The sequence below is a fragment of the Novosphingobium sp. 1529 genome (genome assembly GCF_040544855.1).
Taxonomy (GTDB): domain Bacteria; phylum Pseudomonadota; class Alphaproteobacteria; order Sphingomonadales; family Sphingomonadaceae; genus Novosphingobium; species Novosphingobium capsulatum.
Genome location: NZ_JBEPKW010000004.1, coordinates 1 through 20,560 on the forward strand (window position 1 = coordinate 1; position 20,560 = coordinate 20,560).

Sequence of the window (20,560 nt, forward strand, 5' to 3'; positions counted from 1 at the left end):
GTGAAAACACCGTCGATGACGCGCCACTGCATCATGCCGCCAGCGAACAATCAAAACCGATCAGACCGGAACAGCGACCTCATGAATAAGACGGGTTAGAACTTTCCCCAGCAAACTGGAATGCCAAAACCTTCTCCCTGCCGCCTTTATATCCAATCGTATGGACACACACCTCACGACGACGATCTTGATAGACGCAAATAACCTGCTGGCGCTTATGCATAGCTGCGAGAATAGTTGAATAGCTTGCGCTCGGCATTTTCATTTCCGATCATGTTAAAACATTGTCGTAAATTACCGCAACAATGCGTTACAAGCTATCTTGGATTACGGTAAATTAGAACTATACCGTCCCAAATTTAGACAAGCGGCGATTAAGAAGTGGCCGAGATTTAAATCAGCCCAAGCGCCAGTCCCAGCCGAGCGGGTCGCCATCCATCGCGTCCACGCCCTGGGCCGCCAGTTCGTCGCGCAGCGTGTCGCTGCGGGCGAAGTCCTTGGCGGCGCGGGCTTCGTGGCGGGCAGCGATGCGCTGCGCGATCTCGTCCTCAGTGATCGTAGCCGCCTTGGGGCGCAGGCGCAGGGCGGTGCGATCGAGCGTGAGCAGGTTGAGGCCCAGCACCGCGTCAAACGCGGCGATCGCCGCCAGCTTGAGCGCCGGATCGATCTTCTTGAGCGCCACCGCCTCGTCCAGCACGGTAAGCGCCACGGCGGTGTTGAGATCGTCGCTGATCGCGGCGTCGAAACGCTCGACCAGCGGCGCCAGCTTGGCATGGCTGCGCCAGGCGCTGGTATCGACGCCTTCTTCCGCACGCTCTTTGAGCTGGACCACGGCCATGACCATGCGCTTCAACCGCGTCAGCGCCGCGCCCAGGCCTTCCCAGGAAAATTCCAGCTCGCTGCGATAATGCGCCTGAAGGCACATCAGGCGATAGGCGAGCGGGTGATAGCCCTTGTCGATCAAGAGTTGCAGGCGCAGGAACTCGCCCGAAGACTTGCTCATCTTGCCCGAGCGTTCGACCAGGAAATTGTTGTGCATCCACATGCGCGCGCCCGAATTGGCCGGGTCAGCCAGGCTGCCGGCGCAGCAGAACGCCTGGTTTTGCGCGATTTCGTTGGGATGGTGGATCTCGCGGTGGTCGATCCCGCCGGTGTGGATGTCGAACGGAAAGCCCAGCAGCTTGCCCGACATGACCGAGCATTCCAGGTGCCATCCCGGCGCACCGCGGCCCCACGGGCTGTCCCATTCCATCTGGCGCGTCTCGCCCGGCGGGGTCTTGCGCCAGATCGCGAAATCGGCCTGGTGGCGCTTGCCCTCGACCTGCTCGATCCGCCCCTCGCCCTCGTCAGTCGCGGCGCGGGCGAGCTTGCCATAATCGGCCACGGTGGAGACATCGAAATAGAGCCCGCCGGGCAGTTCGTAGCAGTGCTTGTCGGCAATGCTTTGGGCAAATTCGATCATCGCCGGCACATAATCGGTGGCGATCGACCAGTGCGCCGGCTGGCGAATGCCCAGCGCGTCGATATCGGCCCAATAGGCCTGGGTATAATGGCGCGCGATATCCCAGATCGATTGCGCATTGGCCCGCGCGGCCTTTTCCAGCTTGTCTTCGCCGGCGTCGGCATCGTCGGTCAGGTGGCCCACGTCGGTGATGTTGATGACGTGGGTGAGCGCATAGCCCTTCCACGACAGCGTGCGGCCCAGCACATCGGCAAAGACATAGGCGCGCATGTTGCCGATGTGGGGATAGTTATAGACCGTCGGCCCGCAGGAATAGACCCGCGCTTCGCCAGGATGGACCGGCACGAACGGTTCGAGCGCGCGGGTAAGGCTGTTGAACAGCATGAGCGGGGCGGATTGGTCGGTCATGCCGCGCGCTTTGCCCCGCGTGGGGGTGTGCGGTCAAGGTTGGGGGTGGGCCATTCCTCTCCCCATCCTCTTCAGAGGAGGGGGTCGGGGCGTGGTGGATGCCCGGCGCCAGGGTTCGCACCACCCCCAACCCCCTCCTCTAAAGAGGATGGGGCTTTACACCCTGCTAAACCCGTTCGGGCTGAGCCTGTCGAAGCCCCGCTCCTACCGAACGCTCAATCCACCTCGAACAGGTCGGCCAGCTGTTCCACGATCGTGCCGCCCAGTTGCTCCACGTCCATGATCGTCACGGCGCGGCGGTAATAGCGGGTCACGTCATGGCCGATGCCGATGGCGACCAGTTGTACCGGGCTCTGCTTTTCGATCCAGTCGATCACCCGGCGCAGGTGCTGTTCCAGATAGCCGGCGTGGTTGACCGACAGCGTGCTGTCATCCACCGGCGCGCCATCGGAAATCACCATCAGGATGCGGCGATCCTCCTGCCGGGCGAGCATGCGGGTGTGCGCCCAGAGCAGCGCCTCGCCGTCGATGTTTTCCTTGAGCAGGCCTTCGCGCATCATCAGGCCCAGGTTCTTGCGCGCGCGGCGCCAGGGCTCGTCAGCCTTCTTGTAAACAATGTGGCGCAAGTCGTTGAGACGGCCGGGATGCGCCGGCTTGCCACCGGCCAGCCACGCCTCGCGCGATTGGCCGCCCTTCCAGGCGCGAGTGGTAAAGCCGAGCACTTCAGTCTTCACCCCGCAGCGTTCCAGCGTGCGCGCCAGGATATCGGCGCTGATCGCCGCGATCGAGATCGGCCGCCCGCGCATCGAGCCGGAATTGTCGATCAGCAAGGTCACGACGGTGTCCTTGAACTCGACTTCGCGCTCGATCTTGTACGACAGCGAATGGCCCGGCGCGATCACCACGCGGGCCAGCCGCGCGGCATCGAGCAGGCCTTCCTCCTGGTCGAAATCCCAGCTGCGGTTCTGCGCGGCCATCAGGCGCCGTTGCAGGCGGTTGGCCAGGCGCGTCACCACGCTTTGCAGCCCCTTCATCTGGTTGTCGAGGTAGGCGCGCAAACGCGTCAGCTCTTCCTCGTCGCACAGGTCGGTAGCGGCGATCACCTCGTCGAAACGGGTGGTATAGGTCTTGTAGTCAAAATCCTCGGGCAGGTCGGTCCACGGACGGTTGGGCCGGGTGGGCAGCATGCCCTCCTCGCCCTCGTCGGCCATGTCGGCGTCGGCGGCATCATCGGGGCGATCGGCCTCTTCCTGCTGATCGCCATCGCCCTCCCCGTCCGAGGTATCGCCGGCCTGCTCGACCGGTTGCTGGTCATCCGCGCTGGACTCGGACTCTTCGGGCTTTTCGGTGCCGTCGTCCTGTTCGTCCTCGCTGTCCTCGTCCTCGTTCTCGTTCTGCTCAGGCGCAGCGGCCTGGGTCAGATCGAGATGGCCGAGCATCGAGAGCGCCAGCTTCTGGAATGCCTTCTGGTCTTCCAGGCTGCCGGCAAGGTTTGCCATGTCGTCGCCGGCCTTGGCCTCGATCCAGCTGCGCACCATGTCGGTGCCGAGCTTGGCCAGCGCCGGGATCGGCGCTCCGGTGAGCTTTTCGCGCAGCAGCAGCGAAAGGGCGGTGGGCAGCGGCACTTCTTCGGGCTTGGTCGCGCGGCTGATCGGATCGGCGCTGACCCGCTGCGCGGTCAGGGCATCGAGATTGCCGCGCATGCCCTGATAGCCATCAGAGCCGAGCACCTCGTAACGCACCCGCTCCACCGCATCATAGCAGGCACGAGCGAGCATTTCCGCCGGCGCGCCGGCATTGTGCAGCGCATCGTTGTGATAGCGCAGGCGCAGGGCCATGGAGTCGGCGGCACCACGCGCCTGGGCCACCTGCTCTGCCGGCAAGGCGCGGCCGGGCATGGGCACGCGCATCAGCTTGCCGGTCTGGCTGGCCTGGTCCGATGTCCATGCCACTTCCACTTCGGGCTGTTCCGCAAGGGCGCGGGACGTGCCGGTGAGAACGGAGCGGAAGGTATCGAGCGGGGATTCGGCAGCCAAGAATCAATCCAGTTTTGCAAATTGCGCCCCGGCCACAGCGACCGGGGCGCGTGTCTTCATCAACCGATAGATTGGCCGGTCTTGGCCCAATCCGCAAGGAACCCTTCGATGCCCTTTTCGGTCAGGACATGCTTGAACAGGCCCTTGATCACCGCCGGCGGCGCGGTGATCACGTCGGCGCCGATGCGCGCGCTTTCCAGAATGTGGATGCCATGGCGGATCGAGGCGACGAGGATTTCGGTCTCGTAGGCATAGTTGTCATAGATCAGGCGGATGTCGCGGATCAGGTCCATGCCGTCAAAGCCGTTGTCATCGTGGCGGCCGACGAAGGGCGAAACGAACGTGGCGCCAGCCTTGGCCGCAAGCAGCGCCTGGTTGGCCGAGAAGCACAGCGTGACGTTGACCATGGTGCCATCGGCGGTCAGCTTCTTGCAGGTCTTGAGACCGTCGATCGTCAGCGGCACCTTGATGCACACGTTGTCGGCGATCTTGCGCAGGATTTCGGCCTCGCGCATCATCCCGGCGTGATCGAGCGCGACCACTTCGGCCGACACCGGCCCGTGGGTGAGGTGGCAGATTTCCTTCGTCACCTCGATGAAGTCGCGGCCCGACTTGGCGATCAGGCTCGGGTTGGTGGTCACGCCATCGAGAAGCCCGGTGGCGGCCAGATCGGCGATTTCGGCGGTATCGGCCGTGTCGACAAAGAACTTCATGAGGGATTGTCCTGCGCAAGGGTTATGATTTGATAATGGCGTTAACACCATAACGGCGAATCTGGCGCGGGCTATAGGGCAGCCCCATCGCGCTGTCAGGCCTGCTTGTGCGCCATACCCCGATCAACGTTGGCGCAAAGGCCGCGTTCCCCATTTGCCCCATGCGTTAGGCGGCGTGGACAAATTCCACAACGCCACGGTTGCCCTATAAAAGGCCCTGGCGAGGCGTGAGGACGAAGCCAGAGTGGGCCTCTTGCAAGGCCGAGCAACGCTGCCAGGGCCTTTTATAGGGCAACCCCTGCGGGGCTGGACCAAAAACCGCCATTTCCGCGTCGGCTCGTCGCGCAATATTCCCGATATTACGCTTCCTCGCCTCCTCGAACTGGCGGTTTTTGCCTCCAGCCGTGTCGATGTGGAATTTGTCCACGCCGCCTAAGCTGCCTATATGCACGGGGTGATGAGCCAGCCCCCGCCGCGCAGCCAATCCCGCCGCATCCGTTGCGTGGTGTTCAACGCCGCGCTGGGGCCGCTCGACTACAAGGTGCCCGCACATCTCGATGTGGTGCCGGGCCAGGTGGTGGTCTGCCCGCTGGGGCCGCGCCAGATTCTGGGCGTGGTATGGGAAGAAGACCGCCTGCCCAGTGCCGACGTGCCCGAACACAAGCTGCGCCCGATCCTGGGCGTGGTGCCGGTGCCGCCGCTCGGCGCGCCCCTGCGCCGCCTGATCGAATGGTGCGCTGATTACTACATGGCCCCGCTTTCGGCCGTGGCGCGCATGGCGCTGTCGAGCACGGCGGCGCTGCAAGGCGGCAGCACGGTGACCGAATACCGCCTGTCCGGGCGCGAGCCGGGCCGGCTGACACCGCAGCGCGCGCAGGCGATGGACCTGCTGATCGACCAGCAGGCGACGATCCGCGAACTGGCCGAAATTGCCGAGGTTTCCGACGGCGTGCTGCGCGGCATGGTCAATGCCGGCCTGCTCGAACCCGTCACGGTCGATGCCGATCGCCCCTACCCCGCCGCCGATCCGCGCCATGCCGTGCCGGAATTGACCCCCACCCAGGCGCAAGTCGCCGGGCGGCTGGTAGAGGCCGTGGCGGCGCGGCGCTTTGTCACGTTCCTGCTCGACGGGGTGACCGGATCGGGCAAGACCGAGACCTATGCCGAGGCGATTGCCGCCGCGCTGGAACAGGGCCGCCAGGTGCTGGTGCTGCTGCCCGAAATCGCGCTGACGCAAAGTTTCCTGGCCCGGTTCGAGGCGCGCTTTGGCGTGGAGCCGGTCACCTGGCATTCCTCGCTCAAATCATCGGAACGGCGCCGCGCCTGGCGCGCCGTGGCGCAGGGCCGCGCGCAAGTGGTGGTCGGCGCCCGCTCGGCGCTGTTCCTGCCCTTTGCCGCGCTGGGCCTGATCGTGGTGGACGAAGCGCACGAGGTTTCGTTCAAGCAGGACGATGGCGTGCGCTACAACGCGCGCGATGTGGCGGTAATGCGCGGACATTTCGAAAGCATCCCGGTGGTGCTGGCCAGCGCCACCCCCGCGCTGGAAAGCCTGCATATGGCCGCCAGCGGGCGCTATGAACGGCTGGTGCTGCCCAGCCGGTTCGGCGGCGCTGGCCTGCCCGATATCCGCATTCTCGACTTGCGCGAGCAGGCGCCGGAACGCGGCCACTGGCTCGCCCCGCCGCTGGTGGAGGGCCTGCGCGAGCGCCTGGCCAAGGGCGAGCAGAGCCTGCTGTTCCTCAACCGGCGCGGCTATGCCCCGCTCACGCTGTGCCGCACCTGCGGCTATCGCTTCCAGTGCCCCAATTGCTCGGCCTGGCTGGTCGAACACCGCCTGTCGCAGCGCCTCGCCTGCCATCATTGCGGGCACGAGGTGCCTACGCCCCGCGCCTGCCCCGAATGCGGCGAACCCGATTGCCTGGTCGCCTGCGGCCCGGGGGTGGAGCGCATTGCCGATGAAGTGGCCACGATCCTGCCCGAGGCACGCGTGGCCCTTGTCACTTCGGACACGTTGACGAGTGCGGCCAAAGCGGCCGAATTCGTGGCCCAGGCAGAGAACAAGGCCATCGACGTGATCGTGGGAACGCAACTGGTAACAAAGGGCTATCACTTCCCCGACCTGACCCTGGTGGGGGTGGTCGATGCCGACATGGGCCTGGAAGGGGGCGACTTGCGCGCGGCCGAGCGCACCTATCAACAGGTGGCGCAGGTTGCCGGGCGCGCCGGTCGCGGGGAAAAGCCTGGTGAGGTGCTGATCCAGACGCGCCATCCCGATGCCCCGGTGATCGCCGCGCTGGCCAGCGGCGATCGCGACGCGTTCTATGCCGCCGAAACCGAGGCCAGGCGCGAGGCCCACGCCCCGCCGTTCGGCCGCTGGGCCGCGATCATCGTGTCGAGCGAGGACGAGGCCGAAGCGCGCGACGCGGCCCGCGCCATCGGCGGCACCGCGCCGCGCCTCGACGACGTGATGATTCTGGGCCCCGCGCCCGCCCCGCTATCGCTGCTGCGCGGGCGCTATCGCTATCGCCTGCTGGTCAATGCCCGCCGGTCGAGCGAGGTGCAAAAGGTGATCCGCCAGTGGCTGGAGCCGTTCCGCTTTCCCCAAGGGGTAAGGGTGGCGGTGGATATCGATCCCTACAGTTTCGTTTGAGCGGTCATGAGTAGCGGCCCCGTCCTTGTCCCCGTGCTGGGGGACCAGCTTTCCCATGGCCTGTCGAGCCTGGCTGATCGCACGCCCCAGGATACCATAGTGCTGATGATGGAGGTGTGGGACGAGACGCAATATGTGCGCCACCACAAGGCCAAGATCGCGCTGATCTTTTCGGCGATGCGCCATTTCGCCCAGGAACTGCGCGATAACGGCTTTACCGTCGATTACGTGAAACTGGATGATCCCGGCAACACCGGCAGTTTCACCGCCGAGGTGCAGCGCGCGATCCGGCGCCATGCCCCGCGCGGCGTGCAGATCACCGAGCCGGGCGAATGGCGCGTGCGCGAAATGATCACCGCCTGGCGCGATACGCTGGGCGTGCGGCTGCGCGTGCTGCCCGATACCCGCTTTGTCTGCCCGCTGCCTGATTTCTTCCAGTGGGCGGCGGGCCGCAAGCAATGGCGCATGGAGTATTTCTATCGCGAGATGCGCCGCAAGACCGGCCTGTTGATGGACGGCGACAAGCCGGCGGGCGGCAAATGGAACTTCGACGCGGAAAACCGCGGCGGCCCCGACGCGGAGTGCCGCCCGCCGGCCGTCTCGCACTTTGCCCCCGATGCCATCACGCAAGAGGTGATCGCCCTGGTCGAGGCGCGCTTTGCCGGGCATTTCGGCAGCCTCGATCACTTTGCCTGGCCGGTTACGGCGGCGCAGGCCGCCCATGCCTTTGACCGGTTCCTGAAAACGCGGCTGCCGCTGTTCGGCCGCTATCAGGATGCGATGATGGCGGGCACCGACACGATGTATCACGCCGTGATCAGCCCGGCGCTCAACATCGGGCTGATCGATCCGGTGGAGATGTGCCGCCGCGCCGAGACCGAATGGCGCGAGGGCCGCGCCCCGATCGAGGCGGTGGAAGGCTTCATCCGCCAGGTCATCGGCTGGCGCGAATATGTGCGCGGCATCTATTGGCTGACCATGCCCGACCTGAGCGAGGCCAACCAGCTGGGCGCCACGCGGCCCCTGCCCGAATTCTGGTGGACCGGCGAAACCGACATGGCCTGCGTGGCCGATTGCGTGCGCGCCACGCACAAGAATGCCTATGCCCACCATATCCAGCGGCTGATGGTCATGGGCAATTTCGCGCTGCTCGCCGGGCTGTCGCCGCAGGACGTGGCCGACTGGTTCCTGGTGGTTTACGCCGATGCCTTTGAATGGGTGGAACTGCCCAACGTGGCCGGCATGGCGCTGTTCGCCGATGGCGGCAAGCTGGCGTCGAAACCCTATGCCGCCAGCGGCGCCTATATCGACCGGATGAGCAACTATTGTGGCGACTGCCGCTATGACGTGAAGCGCAAGGTGGGCGAAGGCGCCTGCCCGTTCAATGCGCTCTATTGGGATTTCCTCGCCCGCAACGCGGAACGCCTTGCCGGCAACCCGCGCCTCGCCAACCCCTACGCCACCTGGCGACGCATGAGCGCCGACAAGCAGGCCGAATACCGCGACAGCGCGGCGGCCTTTCTAGAAACGCTGGAGCCGGCGAAGAAAGGTTGGGCGCGCGCCTAAGGTGCGGCGCCGAACAATTCCTGCGCGACGTGCCCGGTTGTCATGCCTAAGATCGCGCTGCTGCGCTGGCATGGGGGCCAGGTTGCCGCGTGAGGGAGTACAAGCATGACAAAAGCGCTGTTGCTGGGCGGTGCGCTACTGCTGCTGGGATGTGGCAGCACAGGCGTTCTGGCGCGCCCGGCAAATGCCGATGGTGTTCCACCCGGCGCGCAGGCGCTGATCCGCCATTTCCACATGGAAAACATCCCGCACGAAGGGCCCTGGTTCATCCAGACCTTCAAAAGCAAGGATGAAGTCGGCGGCGCCCTCGCTGATCGCTATCCCGGCACGCGCTGGGCTTATACCGCAACCTATCTGATCCTCACCCAGCGTGACTTTTCCGCCATGCACCGGCTCGCCACCGACGAGATGTGGCACTTCTACGGCGGCAATCCGGCCCAGTTGCTGCTGCTCTACCCCGATGGCCATGGCGAGGTCAAAATCTGGGGCAGCAATGTTCTGGCGGGCCAGGAGCCGCAGATCCTGGTGCCGCGCGGCACCTGGATGGGGGCGATCCCGATCGGCGCGCCCCGCAGCGCCTACAGTTTTGGCGCCAACACCCTGGCGCCCGGCTTTGAATATGCCGATTATGAGGCCGGAAAGCGGGCCGATCTCTTGGTGCGATACCCGGCATTTGCCAAACAGATCAAAAGGCTGACGCGTGACGATAGCCCCGGCAAAAGCGCAGCCGAAGCGCCGGCGCCTGCCACCCCCGCCGCAAATCCGGTGTCGTTACAGGAACTGGTAGGCCGCACCGCGCCGCAGCACGCAGACCAGATCAGCGCGGCCCGCTTTGTCATCGCCGCTGGACGCGCCATGCCCAGCATGATGACCAAGGAAGGGCACGAAGTGATGTTCGTCACCAGTGGCGAAGGCAGCGTCCAGATCGGCAGTGCCGTGCAACCTCTCAAAACCGGCTCGGTGGTCTATCTACCGCCACAGGTGCCGCACCGCATTACGGCCACCTCGCGCCTCACGTTCTATGTGGCGGCCACGCCGGCCTGGCGCCCCGCCGATACGGTGATCCTCGCCCCTTAAGACCGCTCCCGCTCCAGCAGCTGGCGCTTGATCTCCAGGCCATAGGCATAGCCGCCGAGGGTGCCGTCCGATCGCACCACGCGGTGGCAGGGGATCAGCACGGCCACGTTGTTGGCGCCGTTGGCACTGCCCGTGGCGCGCACCGCGCCGGGCTTGCCCACGGCGGCGGCGATCTGGGCATAGCTGCGGGTTTCGCCCGGCGGGATCGCCTGCAACTGCCGCCACACCGCCTCTTGAAAGGCGGTGCCAGCCACGTCGAGCGGGATGTGGTCGGCCCGCCCCGGCACTTCCACGGCATCGACCACGGCATCGAGCAGCGCGGCAAAATCCGCCCCGCCCGCGATCAGCGTCGCCTTGGGAAAGCGCGCGCGCAGGGCTTCCTCCTCTTCGCCAAACGACAGCCGGCACACGCCCTTGTCGGTGGCGGCCACCAGCATCGGCCCAAGCGAGGTGCTCACTTGCGCCCACCGGATCGTCACACCCGCCCCGCCATTGCGCCAGGCCGATGGCGCCATGCCCAGCCGGTCGCTTTCGGCATAAAAGCGCGAGGGCGCGCCATAGCCGGCCTCGTGGATCGCCTCGGTCACGCTATCGGCACCGGCCAAGACATCGCCCATGCGCCGCTGGCGCAGCGCGCGGGCATAGGCGGCCGGGGAAAGCCCGGTGTGGCGGGTGAACAGCTTCTGGAAATGGGCGGGGGAATAGCCGGCCTGCGCCGCCAGGGCAGCGAGCGTGGGCGCGGCCTCGGTCGCCTTGATCGCGGCGATCGCCCCGGCCACGGCAGCCGCATCGCGCGCCAGGTCATCGGGCCGGCAACGCAGGCAGGCGCGCAGCCCGGCCGCGCGTGCATCGGCGCCATCGGCAAAGAAGCGCACGTTGCCCCGCGCCGGATGGCGCGCCGGGCACGATGGCCGGCAATAGATCCCGGTGGTCAGTACGCCGGTGACAAACACCCCGTCCCACGCCCGGTCGCGCGCCAACACGGCCTGCCAGCAGGCCTGGGGATCGAGTGTCTGGGTGGTGGTCATGGCCAGTCCTGTGATTTTTCCTGTGCCCTTCATGCCATCCTTGCCGCCCTCGCGCATCCCGCGCCTTGCGATCAAAGCAAATCCCGGCAATGACCTGCGCCATGTTGCGCCGCCTCATCGCCTCGCTCATCGTTGCCCTAGTCCTGGTGCCGGCCCTGCCGGCGCTGGCCGATCCGGCCGACATCGCCGCCGCCAGCCGGGGCGTCGTCCGTGTCGTGATCGTCCAGACCGAAGGGCGCAGTTCCACCATGATCGGCCATGGCAGCGGCTTTGCCGTCACGCCCGAATATGTCGTCACCAATGCCCACGTGGTAGAGGCGCTGCGCCAGGACGACACCCTGATCGCCGGCATCGTGCCGCCGCAGGGGCGCGGCGGCTATGAAGCGCGCGTCGTCGCCTATTCCCCGCGCAATGACCTGGCCCTGCTCAAGATCCAGGGCGGCGGCCGGCTCGCGCCGCTTTCGCTCTATGCCGGGCAAGTGAGCGATGGCGCCGACGTCAGCGCGGTGGGCTATCCCGGCAACGTCGATCTGGCGCAGGGGCTGTCGCTGTCGGACTTGGTCAGCCCCCAGGCGGCGGTAAAGACGCGCGGCTATGTCTCGGCGGGGCGCAGTTCCAAGGAATTCGACACGATCCTGCATACGGCGCCGATCGGCGCGGGCAATTCGGGCGGTCCGCTGCTCGATGCCTGCGGCCGCGTCGTCGGGGTCAACTCGTTCGGCACGGTCAGCGACAACAGCACCGATTCGGCGTTCTATTTCGCCATCTCGATGCGGGAGCTGTCACGCTTCCTGCAGCAGAACAATGTCCAGGCCCACGCCAGCGACCTGCCCTGCACCTCCATCGCCGATCTCGACCGGGCCGACAGCGAACGCGCTGCCAGCGACCAGGCGCGCCAGGCCGCGCAGAACGAAGCGCGCCAGAATGCCCACGCCCGCGCCCTGGAAACCGCGCGCCGCCAGGCCGAGATCGAGATCTTGACCCAGCGCGACAACGGCATGGCGATTGCCGTGCTGCTGCTGGTGGCAACGCTGGGCGCAGGCGGCGCGGCGTTCATCTATGCCCAGCGCCAGAATGCCAATGCCACGCGCATCGCCGGCGGCAGCGCGCTGGTGCTGCTGCTGGGCACCGTGGCGGCCTGGGCACTGCGGCCCAGCCTGCTGTCGATCGACAACCGCGCGCAGGATATCGTGGCCGCCGCCAGCGGCACGCCCGATGCCCTGGCGAGCACGGCGGCCGGCGGCAAAGCCGCTACCGGCAAGTTCATCTGCGTGCTCGATCCCCAGCGCAGCCGCGTGACCGTGTCAGACATCACCGATGTGCCGATCACCTGGAGCCAGGACGGCTGCATGAACCAGCGCAGCCAATATGGCCTGGCCGCCGATGGCTGGTCGCGCGTGCTGGTGCCCAATGGCGAGGATACCATCGCGGTTACCCACTTCGATCCCGACAGCCGCAGCTATACCGTCGAACGCTTCCTCATGGGCCTCGATGCCATGAATCAGGCGCGCGATGCCCGGCAAAAGGTGGTGGCCCCGGCCTGCGGCGCCGGAGAGGCCGAAGCCCGCCGCTTTGGCGACACCCAACAAGCGATCCGCGCACTGCTGCCCGCAGAACCCAACGAACGCATGCGCTACAACTGCCAGCCAGTTCCCTGATCGTTGGGCATCTCTCCCCCTCCTCTTCAGAGGAGGGGGTCGGGGGGTGGTGGAAGGTTAGCGCAAGGCTTCCCACCCCCCCAGCCCCGCCTCCCCCGAATCACCCTCCCCGGCTCAACCCGCCTTTCCCCGCCTCGCCGTCCCACGCCTGAGACGTTTCGACACGCTGATACGCATACGTTTGCGCCTCCATTAACAGGGGCTGCCAACTGGTGACTTGTCATATGGCGGTGACGTTGCTAGGCGCGCCGGGACTGCGGGCCGTCACGTGCATTTTTTGCGCGTCATGCGCCTTGCTTGAAATCCTTGGACGAAGGGGACTGAGGCGCGTGGAGATTTCCAGCGGCATCACGGCCAGCCTGGCGGGGCGTTATGCTTCCGCACTTTATGAGCTGGCAAATGAACAGGGCCTGGTTGCGGCCGTGGAAGGCGATCTTGAGCGCCTGGCTGACGCCCTGCGCGAATCGGCTGATTTCGCCGCGCTGATCCGCAATCCGCAGGTCGCCCGCGAAGACGCCGCCCGTGCGATCGCCGCCGTTGGCCAGGTGCTGGGCGTTTCGCCCCTCACCGCCAACTTCCTGGGCGTGATCGCTGGCAACCGCCGCCTGTCCGCCCTGCCCGATGTGGCGCGCGCCTATGCCGCGATTGCTGCAGCTGCCCGCAACGAAGTGACTGCCCATGTCACCAGCGCGCATCCGCTCGACGACGGCCAGATCGCTGCGCTGTCGGAAAAGCTCGCTGCCCGCGCCGGCAAGTCGATCAAGCTCAAGACTGCGGTCGATCCCGAGATTCTCGGCGGGCTGGTCGTCAAGATCGGCAGCCAGATGATCGACAGCTCGATCCGCACCCGTCTCAATTCGCTCGCCCAGGCCATGAAGGGCTGAAGCCAAAAAGTTTGCACGAAAGGCTGAACGATGGAAATCCGCGCCGCTGAAATCTCTAAGGTCATCAAGGACCAGATCGCCAGCTTCGGCACCGAGGCCCAGGTCTCGGAAGTCGGCTCCGTGCTGTCGGTCGGCGACGGCATCGCCCGCATCCACGGGCTGGATCAGGTCCAGGCCGGCGAAATGGTCGAATTCGCCAACGGCATCAAGGGCATGGCCCTCAACCTCGAAGCCGACTACGTCGGCGTCGTGATCTTCGGCTCTGACGCCGAGATCAAGGAAGGCGACACCGTCAAGCGCACCGGCACGATCGTGGACGTTCCGATCGGCAAGGGTCTGCTGGGCCGCGTGGTCGACGCGCTGGGCAACCCGATCGATGGCAAGGGCCCGATCGAATACACCGAGCGCCGCCGCGTCGAAGTCAAGGCTCCCGGCATCATCCCGCGCAAGTCGGTGCACGAACCCGTGCAGACCGGCCTCAAGGCGATCGACGCCCTGGTGCCCGTGGGCCGTGGCCAGCGCGAGCTGATCATCGGTGACCGCCAGACCGGCAAGACCGCTGTCGCGATCGACACCTTCATCAACCAGAAGGCCGTCAACGCCGGTTCGGACGAAGGCAAGAAGCTCTACTGCATCTATGTCGCGATCGGTCAGAAGCGCTCGACCGTGGCCCAGATCGTGCGCCAGCTCGAAGAAAACGGCGCGATGGAATACACCATCGTCGTGGCCGCCACCGCTTCGGAACCGGCCCCGCTGCAGTACCTGGCGCCCTACACCGGCTGCACCATGGGTGAATTCTTCCGCGACAACGGCATGCATGCCGTGATCGTGTACGATGACCTTTCCAAGCAGGCCGTCGCCTATCGTCAGATGTCGCTGCTGCTGCGTCGCCCGCCGGGCCGCGAAGCCTATCCGGGTGACGTGTTCTACCTGCACAGCCGCCTGCTCGAACGCGCCGCCAAGATGAACGACGACAACGGCGCCGGTTCGCTGACCGCCCTGCCGATCATCGAAACCCAGGCTGGTGACGTGTCGGCCTACATCCCGACCAACGTGATCTCGATCACCGACGGCCAGATCTTCCTGGAAACCGGGTTGTTCTACCAGGGCATCCGTCCGGCCATCAACGTCGGCCTCTCGGTGTCGCGCGTGGGCTCCTCGGCCCAGACCAAGGCGATGAAGAAGGTGGCCGGCTCGATCAAGCTGGAACTGGCGCAGTATCGCGAAATGGCGGCTTTCGCCCAGTTCGGGTCTGACCTCGATGCCTCGACGCAGAAGCTGCTCAACCGCGGTGCGCGCCTGACCGAGCTGCTCAAGCAGCCGCAGTTCTCGCCGCAGGGCTTTGAAGAGCAGACCTGCGTGATCTTTGCCGGTACCCAGGGCTACCTCGACGCCGTGCCGGTCGACCAGGTCACCGAATACGAAGCCGAACTCTTGAGCTTCCTGCGCACGCAGAAGGCCGACCTGCTCGCCGAAATCCGCGACACCAAGGATCTGGGCGACGGCGCCAAGGCCAAGCTCAAGGAAGCGCTCGACGCTTTCGCCAAGCAGTTCGCCTGATAACGCATGATTCATCCCCCCGGTGGGCCAGCACGGCCAGCCGGGGGAGATGAAGTGGAGATAGACGAGTGGCCTCGCTCAAGGAACTCAAGCTGCGGATCAACTCGGTCAAGTCGACCCAGAAGATCACCAAGGCCAAGCAGATGGTCGCCGCGGCCAAGCTGCGCAAGGCGCAGGCCGCTGCCGAGGCCGCGCGCCCCTATGCCGGCCGCCTCGCCGGTGTCATGGCCAGCCTCGCCAGCAAGGTGCAGGTTGGTGAAGGCAGCCCCAAGCTGCTGGCCGGCAATGGCAAGGACCAGGTTCACCTGCTGGTCGTCGCCAATTCCGATCGCGGCCTATGCGGCGCGTTCAACGCCAACATCGTCAAGGCCGCCAAGGCCAAGGCGCAGGAACTGCTTGCCCAGGGCAAGACGGTGAAGTTCTACCTCGTCGGCCGCAAGGGCCGCGCCCCGATCCGGCGCGATTATCCCAGCGCGATTGCCGGTGGGTTCGACACCACCGTGGTGCGCGAGGCCGGCTTTGCCGAAGCGGAAAAGATCGCCAACGAACTGCTGGCCATGTACGAGGCCGGCCAGTTCGACGTGGCGCACCTGATCTATTCCAAGTTCCGCAGCGCGCTGGTGCAGATCCCCACCACCCAGCAGATCATCCCCGTGCCGGCCCCGACCGTGGCCGTTGCCAACGATGGCGGCGCCGTGGTCGATTACGAACCCGACGAGGAAGCGATCCTCGCTGACCTGCTGCCGCGCTACCTGCGCGTCCAGCTGTTCGGGGCGCTGATCGAGAACATGGCCAGCGAACAGGGCGCCTCGATGACCGCGATGGACAATGCCACGCGCAACGCCGGCGAGCTGATCAAGAAGCTGACCATCCAATACAACCGCAGCCGCCAGGCCGCGATCACCACCGAACTCATCGAAATCATCGCCGGCGCCGAAGCGCTTTGACGACGACCCAGCAGGCAAGGAAAGACTAGAATGGCAACCGCACCTGTCATCACATCGACCGGCAAGATCAGCCAGGTCATCGGCGCCGTCGTCGACGTTCAATTCGACGGCGAACTGCCGGCCATCCTCTCGGCTCTCGAAACCAGCAACAACGGCAACCGCCTGGTGCTGGAAGTGGCGCAGCACCTGGGTGAAAACACCGTGCGCACCATCGCCATGGACTCGACCGAAGGCCTCACCCGTGGCCAGGCCGTGACCAGCACCGGCGCGCAGATCTCGGTGCCGGTCGGTCCCAAGACGCTTGGCCGCATTCTCAACGTGGTGGGTGATCCCATCGACGAACGCGGCCCGGTGGGCGCAACCCAGTTCGCCCCCATCCACGCCAAGGCTCCCGAATTCATCGACCAGTCGACCGAAGCGGCGATCCTGGTCACCGGCATCAAGGTGATCGACCTGCTCGCGCCTTATGCCAAGGGCGGCAAGATCGGCCTGTTCGGCGGCGCTGGCGTTGGCAAGACCGTGCTGATCCAGGAACTGATCAACAACATCGCCAAGGGCCACGGCGGCGTGTCGGTTTTTGCCGGCGTGGGTGAACGCACCCGCGAAGGCAACGACCTCTATCACGAATTCCTCGACGCTGGCGTTATCGCCAAGGACGCCGATGGCAACGCCACCTCGGAAGGTTCCAAGGTTGCGCTGGTCTATGGCCAGATGAACGAACCGCCGGGCGCCCGCGCTCGCGTCGCGCTGTCGGGCCTGACCATGGCCGAATACTTCCGCGACCAGGAAGGCCAGGACGTGCTGTTCTTCGTGGACAACATCTTCCGCTTCACCCAGGCCGGTTCGGAAGTGTCGGCACTGCTAGGCCGCATTCCCTCGGCCGTGGGTTACCAGCCCACCCTGTCGACCGACATGGGCGCGCTGCAGGAACGCATCACCTCGACCAACAAGGGTTCGATCACCTCGGTCCAGGCGATCTACGTGCCGGCCGACGACTTGACCGACCCTGCTCCGGCCACCTCGTTCGCCCACCTCGACGCCACCACCACGCTGAACCGCGCGATCTCGGAACTCGGCATCTACCCGGCCGTGGACCCGCTCGACTCGACCAGCCGCGTGCTCGAACCGCGCATCGTTGGTGCCGAGCACTACGAAACCGCGCGCCGCGTCCAGGAAACCCTGCAGAAGTACAAGTCGCTGCAGGACATCATCGCCATCCTGGGCATGGACGAACTGTCGGAAGAAGATAAGCTGACCGTGGCCCGCGCCCGCAAGATCCAGCGCTTCCTTTCGCAGCCGTTCCACGTGGCCGAAGTGTTCACCGGCATCCCGGGCAAGTTCGTCCAGCTCGAAGACACCGTCCGCTCGTTCAAGGCGGTGGTTGACGGCGAATACGATCACCTGCCCGAAGCCGCGTTCTACATGGTCGGCGGCATCGACGAAGCCGTTGAAAAGGCCAAGAAGCTGGCTGCCGAAGCCTGATCTTGACCATCCTCCCCTCCCGCACGCGGGAGGGGTCGGGGGAGGGCCTGTAGGGGCGCCCTCCTTCGGAACCGGCAAACAGCCCCTCCCCCAGCCCCTCCCGCCCGCGGTAGGGGCGTGTAGAGACGGCCCATGCTCCACTTTGAACTCGTCACCCCGGCCCGCCTCGTCCGCTCGGAAGCGGTGTGGCAGGTTGTCGTTCCCGGCACCGAAGGCGAATTCGGCGTTCTCGAAGGCCACGCGCCGTTCATGTCCACGGTCAAGGACGGCACGATCAAGGTCTATCGCACGCAGGGCGGCCAGCCGGAAGAAATCCGCGTGCAAGGCGGCTTTGCCGAAGTGAACGCCAAGGGCCTCACGGTTCTGGCCGAGCACGTCGAAGGCTGACACACGCATCCCATGGATGTGCAAACGGGCCGGTGCCTTTGGGGCGCCGGCCCGTTTTGCGTTTCAGGCGTGCAGCTTGGCAAACATGTCGGCAAAGGTCAGCCGGGTGTCGAGCCAGTCATAGACGCGCATGGGCCGCCCATCCGGCCGGGGCAGGTAGGCACCCTGGCCATCCAGCCGCGGCGTGGGCGCCAGGTGATAGCGGCACGATGCAGTGTCTGGCTCGAACGCGCTCTGTAGTGCCGTCAGCGTCACCAGCGGGCTATCGCCCAGGGCATAGGTCTCGCCAAGATTGAGCCCCATTGGCACGACGGCCCGGCGCGTCCGCGCCAGTTGTGCCACCAGCCACGCGCCGACCGGGCCACTTTGCCCCAGCAGGCGCAGTTCGGCCAGACTGACCAGCATCTGGCGATAGGCATTGCGCGGCACCTGCCAGATGGGAATGGCGCTTTCGCCAAACACGTACTGCGCCGCTGCCGGATCGATGGTGAAGTTGTATTCCGGTTGTGCCCCGCCCGGCGGCGGCGCGACGCCCGCGTGCTCGCTCCCCCCGATCCACACCAGAGTCATATGCTGGGCAATGCGCGGCTCGGCCCGCAACGCGGCGGCCAGATCGGTCAGCCCGGCGCCGGCCGTGTAGAACAACGGCGTCTTGGTATCGCTGCGCATTGCTTCCGCCACGATGGCGGCAACCGCCTGCGCCGAATCACGCCGATCGGCCCGTCCCAGAGCTCCTTCGGCACCACGCACTACGGGCACGCGCCCGGTGATGCCCATCACGTCGAGCAATTCACGCGCCTTGGCCGCAGCCTTGTCGGCCTGATGCCCATCGTCGGGCTCGGCGTCCTGGGGCGAATGCAGGTGCGACCCGACGATGAGGCGCACGTCGGCCGAAGGGCTGCGCAGCGCATGGGCCAGCGCGAACAGGCCGTCGGGATCGCCCGCCAAGTCATTGTCCACGATCACCCGCATGCGCGGCGGCGAATCGGGCAAGATTTCCTCGGCACGAGCCACAAGCGGGAACATCGGCAGGGCGGAGAGGCCCAACAAGGCGGCGCGGCGCGATAGGATCATCGGGCAATCACAGCACTTAGGGCAAAGTTGTCAACCAAGCGGCGCGCGCCAAGTTCGATAGGCACACGAACTTTTTTACAAATTCACGTTTGTGAACTTTTCAACAGAGTGAATTTAGGGCATGGAATGTGACGACAAAGCCCGAGGGAGAGATACCTGTCATGACCCAGAACCTGGCCAACGTGATTGGCGCGCAAGCCAACCTGGTCGATTTCCTGCGCAACCAGCAGGTCGGCCCCAATGTCTATCCCGGCGTGCCGGCGGAATATTCCAACTGGCGGGCCGAGCAGTGGGCCTGGGGCCACACCGCGGTGCTCTATAACCAGTCTTACCACATGGTGGACCTGGCCGTGCGTGGGCCCGACGCGTTCAAGATGCTGGAATACCTGGGCATCAACACTTTCAAGAACTTCCAGCCCGATCGCGCCAAGCAGTTCGTGCCGGTCACCCCCGATGGCTATGTCATCGGCGACGTGATCCTGTTCTACCTGGACGAGAACGAGTTCAACCTGGTTGGCCGCGCCCCCACGATCGAGTGGGTGGAATACCATGCCGCCACCGGCAACTGGAACGTCACAGTAGAGCGCGACGAGCGCTGGGCGATGCGCAACGATGGCAAGCGCAACAGCTATCGCTTCCAGATCCAGGGCCCCAACGCGATGAAGATCATCGAAAAGGCCACGGGCAAGACCCCGCCCGAACTCAAGTTCTTCCACATGACGCGCATGACCATCGGCGGCAAGGACGTGCGCGCGCTGCGCCATGGCATGGCCGGCCAGCCGGGATTTGAACTGTTCGGCCCGTGGGAAGACTATGGCGCGGTGCACGCGGCGCTGGTCGAAGCCGGCAAGGAATTCGGCATGGCCCTGGTCGGCGGCCGCGCCTATTCGTCCAACACGCTGGAATCGGGCTGGATCCCCTCCCCCCTGCCGGCAATCTACACCGGCGAGGCGCTGGCGCCCTATCGCGAGTGGCTCTCGGCCAATTCCTATGAAGCCAAGTGCTCGGTCGGCGGCAGCTATGTGCCCGAAACCGTCGAAGGCTATTACACCACGCCGTGGGACCTGGGCTATGGCCCGTTCGTCAAGTTCGACCACGATTTCATCGGCCGCGCCGCGCTGGAAAAGATGCACGCCGCCGGCAACCACCGCACCAAGGTGACCCTGGCGCTCGACAACGAAGACGTGATGCGCGTGCAGTCTTCGGCGCTGAGCAAGGGCGATCGCGCCAAGTTCATGGAATATCCCAGCGCGGTCTATGCCATGCATCCGTTCGACCAGGTGCTCAAGGACGGGCAGCGGGTCGGCCTGTCGACCTGGATCGGCTATTCGGCCAACGAGGGCAAGTTCCTGACCCTGGCGATGATGGACAAGGGCCACGAAACCATCGGCGGCGAAGTCAGCCTGCTGTGGGGCGAGCCCAACGGCGGCACCACCAAGCCCACCGTAGAGCCGCACGTGCAGACCGAAATCAAGGCCGTGGTCAGCCCCGTGCCCTATTCCGAAGTGGCGCGCGACGCCTATGCCGAGGGCTGGCGCACGCAGAAGTAAGCGCGAGGGAGCGATCCCTGGCGTGGGCGCCGGCCTCCACCCGACGGAGGCCGGCGCTTTCTTTTTGGGCGGAGATTT

The 20,560-nt window shown here is 65.6% G+C and carries 15 protein-coding genes; 10 read left to right on the forward strand and 5 right to left on the reverse strand.

Annotation, left to right across the window (positions count from 1 at the left end; genetic code table 11):
• Positions 1-397: 397 nt before the first annotated feature.
• The 3 genes from cysS to fsa form a co-directional block, all read right to left on the reverse strand.
• The gene (cysS, locus tag ABIC78_RS10405) at positions 398-1,870 is read right to left on the reverse strand and encodes a cysteine--tRNA ligase (RefSeq protein WP_354489502.1); all 1,473 of its coding nucleotides are present in this window, start codon (positions 1,868-1,870) and stop codon (positions 398-400) included.
• Between the two features lie 215 nt (positions 1,871-2,085).
• Positions 2,086-3,906: a cobaltochelatase subunit CobT gene (gene cobT, locus ABIC78_RS10410; protein WP_354489504.1), complete on the reverse strand. Its 1,821-nt coding sequence runs from the start codon at positions 3,904-3,906 to the stop codon at positions 2,086-2,088.
• A gap of 59 nt (positions 3,907-3,965) precedes the next feature.
• Positions 3,966-4,619 (reverse strand): fructose-6-phosphate aldolase, encoded by a 654-nt coding sequence (gene fsa, locus ABIC78_RS10415; protein ID WP_022676824.1) that lies wholly within the window; start codon positions 4,617-4,619, stop codon positions 3,966-3,968.
• Positions 4,620-5,076: 457 nt separating this feature from the next.
• Between fsa and ABIC78_RS10420 the strand changes: the two genes are divergently transcribed.
• From ABIC78_RS10420 to ABIC78_RS10430, 3 genes are all read left to right on the forward strand, one after another.
• Entirely contained in the window at positions 5,077-7,269 is a 2,193-nt protein-coding gene (locus ABIC78_RS10420; protein ID WP_171796260.1) for a primosomal protein N', read from the forward strand.
• Between the two features lie 6 nt (positions 7,270-7,275).
• On the forward strand, positions 7,276-8,835 hold the full coding sequence (locus ABIC78_RS10425) for a cryptochrome/photolyase family protein (RefSeq protein ID WP_354489507.1): 1,560 nt from the start codon (positions 7,276-7,278) through the stop codon (positions 8,833-8,835).
• Between the two features lie 105 nt (positions 8,836-8,940).
• Positions 8,941-9,912 (forward strand): cupin domain-containing protein, encoded by a 972-nt coding sequence (locus ABIC78_RS10430; protein WP_354489509.1) that lies wholly within the window; start codon positions 8,941-8,943, stop codon positions 9,910-9,912.
• Here ABIC78_RS10430 and ABIC78_RS10435 read toward each other — a convergent pair.
• Positions 9,909-10,940 (reverse strand): bifunctional transcriptional activator/DNA repair enzyme AdaA, encoded by a 1,032-nt coding sequence (locus tag ABIC78_RS10435; RefSeq protein WP_354489511.1) that lies wholly within the window; start codon positions 10,938-10,940, stop codon positions 9,909-9,911. The two genes, ABIC78_RS10430 and ABIC78_RS10435, sit on opposite strands and share 4 nt — an antisense overlap.
• 101 nt (positions 10,941-11,041) lie before the next feature.
• Between ABIC78_RS10435 and ABIC78_RS10440 the strand changes: the two genes are divergently transcribed.
• The 6 genes from ABIC78_RS10440 to ABIC78_RS10465 all read left to right on the forward strand — a co-directional run bounded on the left by ABIC78_RS10440 (position 11,042) and on the right by ABIC78_RS10465 (position 17,858).
• Positions 11,042-12,598 carry a S1C family serine protease gene (locus ABIC78_RS10440; protein WP_354489513.1) on the forward strand — a complete coding sequence of 519 codons (1,557 nt, stop codon included), beginning with the start codon at positions 11,042-11,044 and terminating at the stop codon, positions 12,596-12,598.
• Positions 12,599-12,927: 329 nt separating this feature from the next.
• Positions 12,928-13,482, forward strand: coding sequence for a F0F1 ATP synthase subunit delta (locus ABIC78_RS10445; RefSeq protein WP_022676819.1), 555 nt, complete (start codon positions 12,928-12,930; stop codon positions 13,480-13,482).
• 30 nt (positions 13,483-13,512) lie between these two features.
• Positions 13,513-15,042 (forward strand): F0F1 ATP synthase subunit alpha, encoded by a 1,530-nt coding sequence (atpA, locus tag ABIC78_RS10450; protein ID WP_354489515.1) that lies wholly within the window; start codon positions 13,513-13,515, stop codon positions 15,040-15,042.
• Positions 15,043-15,110: 68 nt separating this feature from the next.
• Entirely contained in the window at positions 15,111-15,989 is an 879-nt protein-coding gene (locus tag ABIC78_RS10455; RefSeq protein ID WP_022676817.1) for a F0F1 ATP synthase subunit gamma, read from the forward strand.
• A 30-nt stretch (positions 15,990-16,019) separates the two neighbouring features.
• On the forward strand, positions 16,020-17,471 hold the full coding sequence (atpD, locus tag ABIC78_RS10460) for a F0F1 ATP synthase subunit beta (RefSeq protein ID WP_354489517.1): 1,452 nt from the start codon (positions 16,020-16,022) through the stop codon (positions 17,469-17,471).
• A gap of 132 nt (positions 17,472-17,603) precedes the next feature.
• Entirely contained in the window at positions 17,604-17,858 is a 255-nt protein-coding gene (locus ABIC78_RS10465; protein ID WP_022676815.1) for an ATP synthase F1 subunit epsilon, read from the forward strand.
• Positions 17,859-17,921: 63 nt separating this feature from the next.
• Here the strand turns inward: ABIC78_RS10465 and ABIC78_RS10470 are convergent, their stop codons facing one another.
• Positions 17,922-18,932 (reverse strand): nucleoside hydrolase, encoded by a 1,011-nt coding sequence (locus ABIC78_RS10470; protein ID WP_354489518.1) that lies wholly within the window; start codon positions 18,930-18,932, stop codon positions 17,922-17,924.
• Positions 18,933-19,093: 161 nt separating this feature from the next.
• Between ABIC78_RS10470 and desA the strand changes: the two genes are divergently transcribed.
• Entirely contained in the window at positions 19,094-20,482 is a 1,389-nt protein-coding gene (gene desA / locus ABIC78_RS10475) for a syringate O-demethylase (RefSeq protein ID WP_179562820.1), read from the forward strand.
• The last annotated feature ends 78 nt before the right edge of the window (positions 20,483-20,560 follow it).

Coding starts and splice junctions, on each gene's coding strand:
- cysS (WP_354489502.1), bottom strand. CDS start 1,870: ATGACCGACCAATCCGCCCCGCTCATGCTGTTCAACAGCCTTACCCGC.
- fsa (WP_022676824.1), bottom strand. CDS start 4,619: ATGAAGTTCTTTGTCGACACGGCCGATACCGCCGAAATCGCCGATCTG.
- ABIC78_RS10420 (WP_171796260.1), top strand. CDS start 5,077: ATGAGCCAGCCCCCGCCGCGCAGCCAATCCCGCCGCATCCGTTGCGTG.
- ABIC78_RS10425 (WP_354489507.1), top strand. CDS start 7,276: ATGAGTAGCGGCCCCGTCCTTGTCCCCGTGCTGGGGGACCAGCTTTCC.
- ABIC78_RS10430 (WP_354489509.1), top strand. CDS start 8,941: ATGACAAAAGCGCTGTTGCTGGGCGGTGCGCTACTGCTGCTGGGATGT.
- ABIC78_RS10435 (WP_354489511.1), bottom strand. CDS start 10,940: ATGACCACCACCCAGACACTCGATCCCCAGGCCTGCTGGCAGGCCGTG.
- ABIC78_RS10440 (WP_354489513.1), top strand. CDS start 11,042: ATGTTGCGCCGCCTCATCGCCTCGCTCATCGTTGCCCTAGTCCTGGTG.
- atpA (WP_354489515.1), top strand. CDS start 13,513: ATGGAAATCCGCGCCGCTGAAATCTCTAAGGTCATCAAGGACCAGATC.
- atpD (WP_354489517.1), top strand. CDS start 16,020: ATGGCAACCGCACCTGTCATCACATCGACCGGCAAGATCAGCCAGGTC.
- ABIC78_RS10465 (WP_022676815.1), top strand. CDS start 17,604: ATGCTCCACTTTGAACTCGTCACCCCGGCCCGCCTCGTCCGCTCGGAA.
- ABIC78_RS10470 (WP_354489518.1), bottom strand. CDS start 18,932: ATGATCCTATCGCGCCGCGCCGCCTTGTTGGGCCTCTCCGCCCTGCCG.
- desA (WP_179562820.1), top strand. CDS start 19,094: ATGACCCAGAACCTGGCCAACGTGATTGGCGCGCAAGCCAACCTGGTC.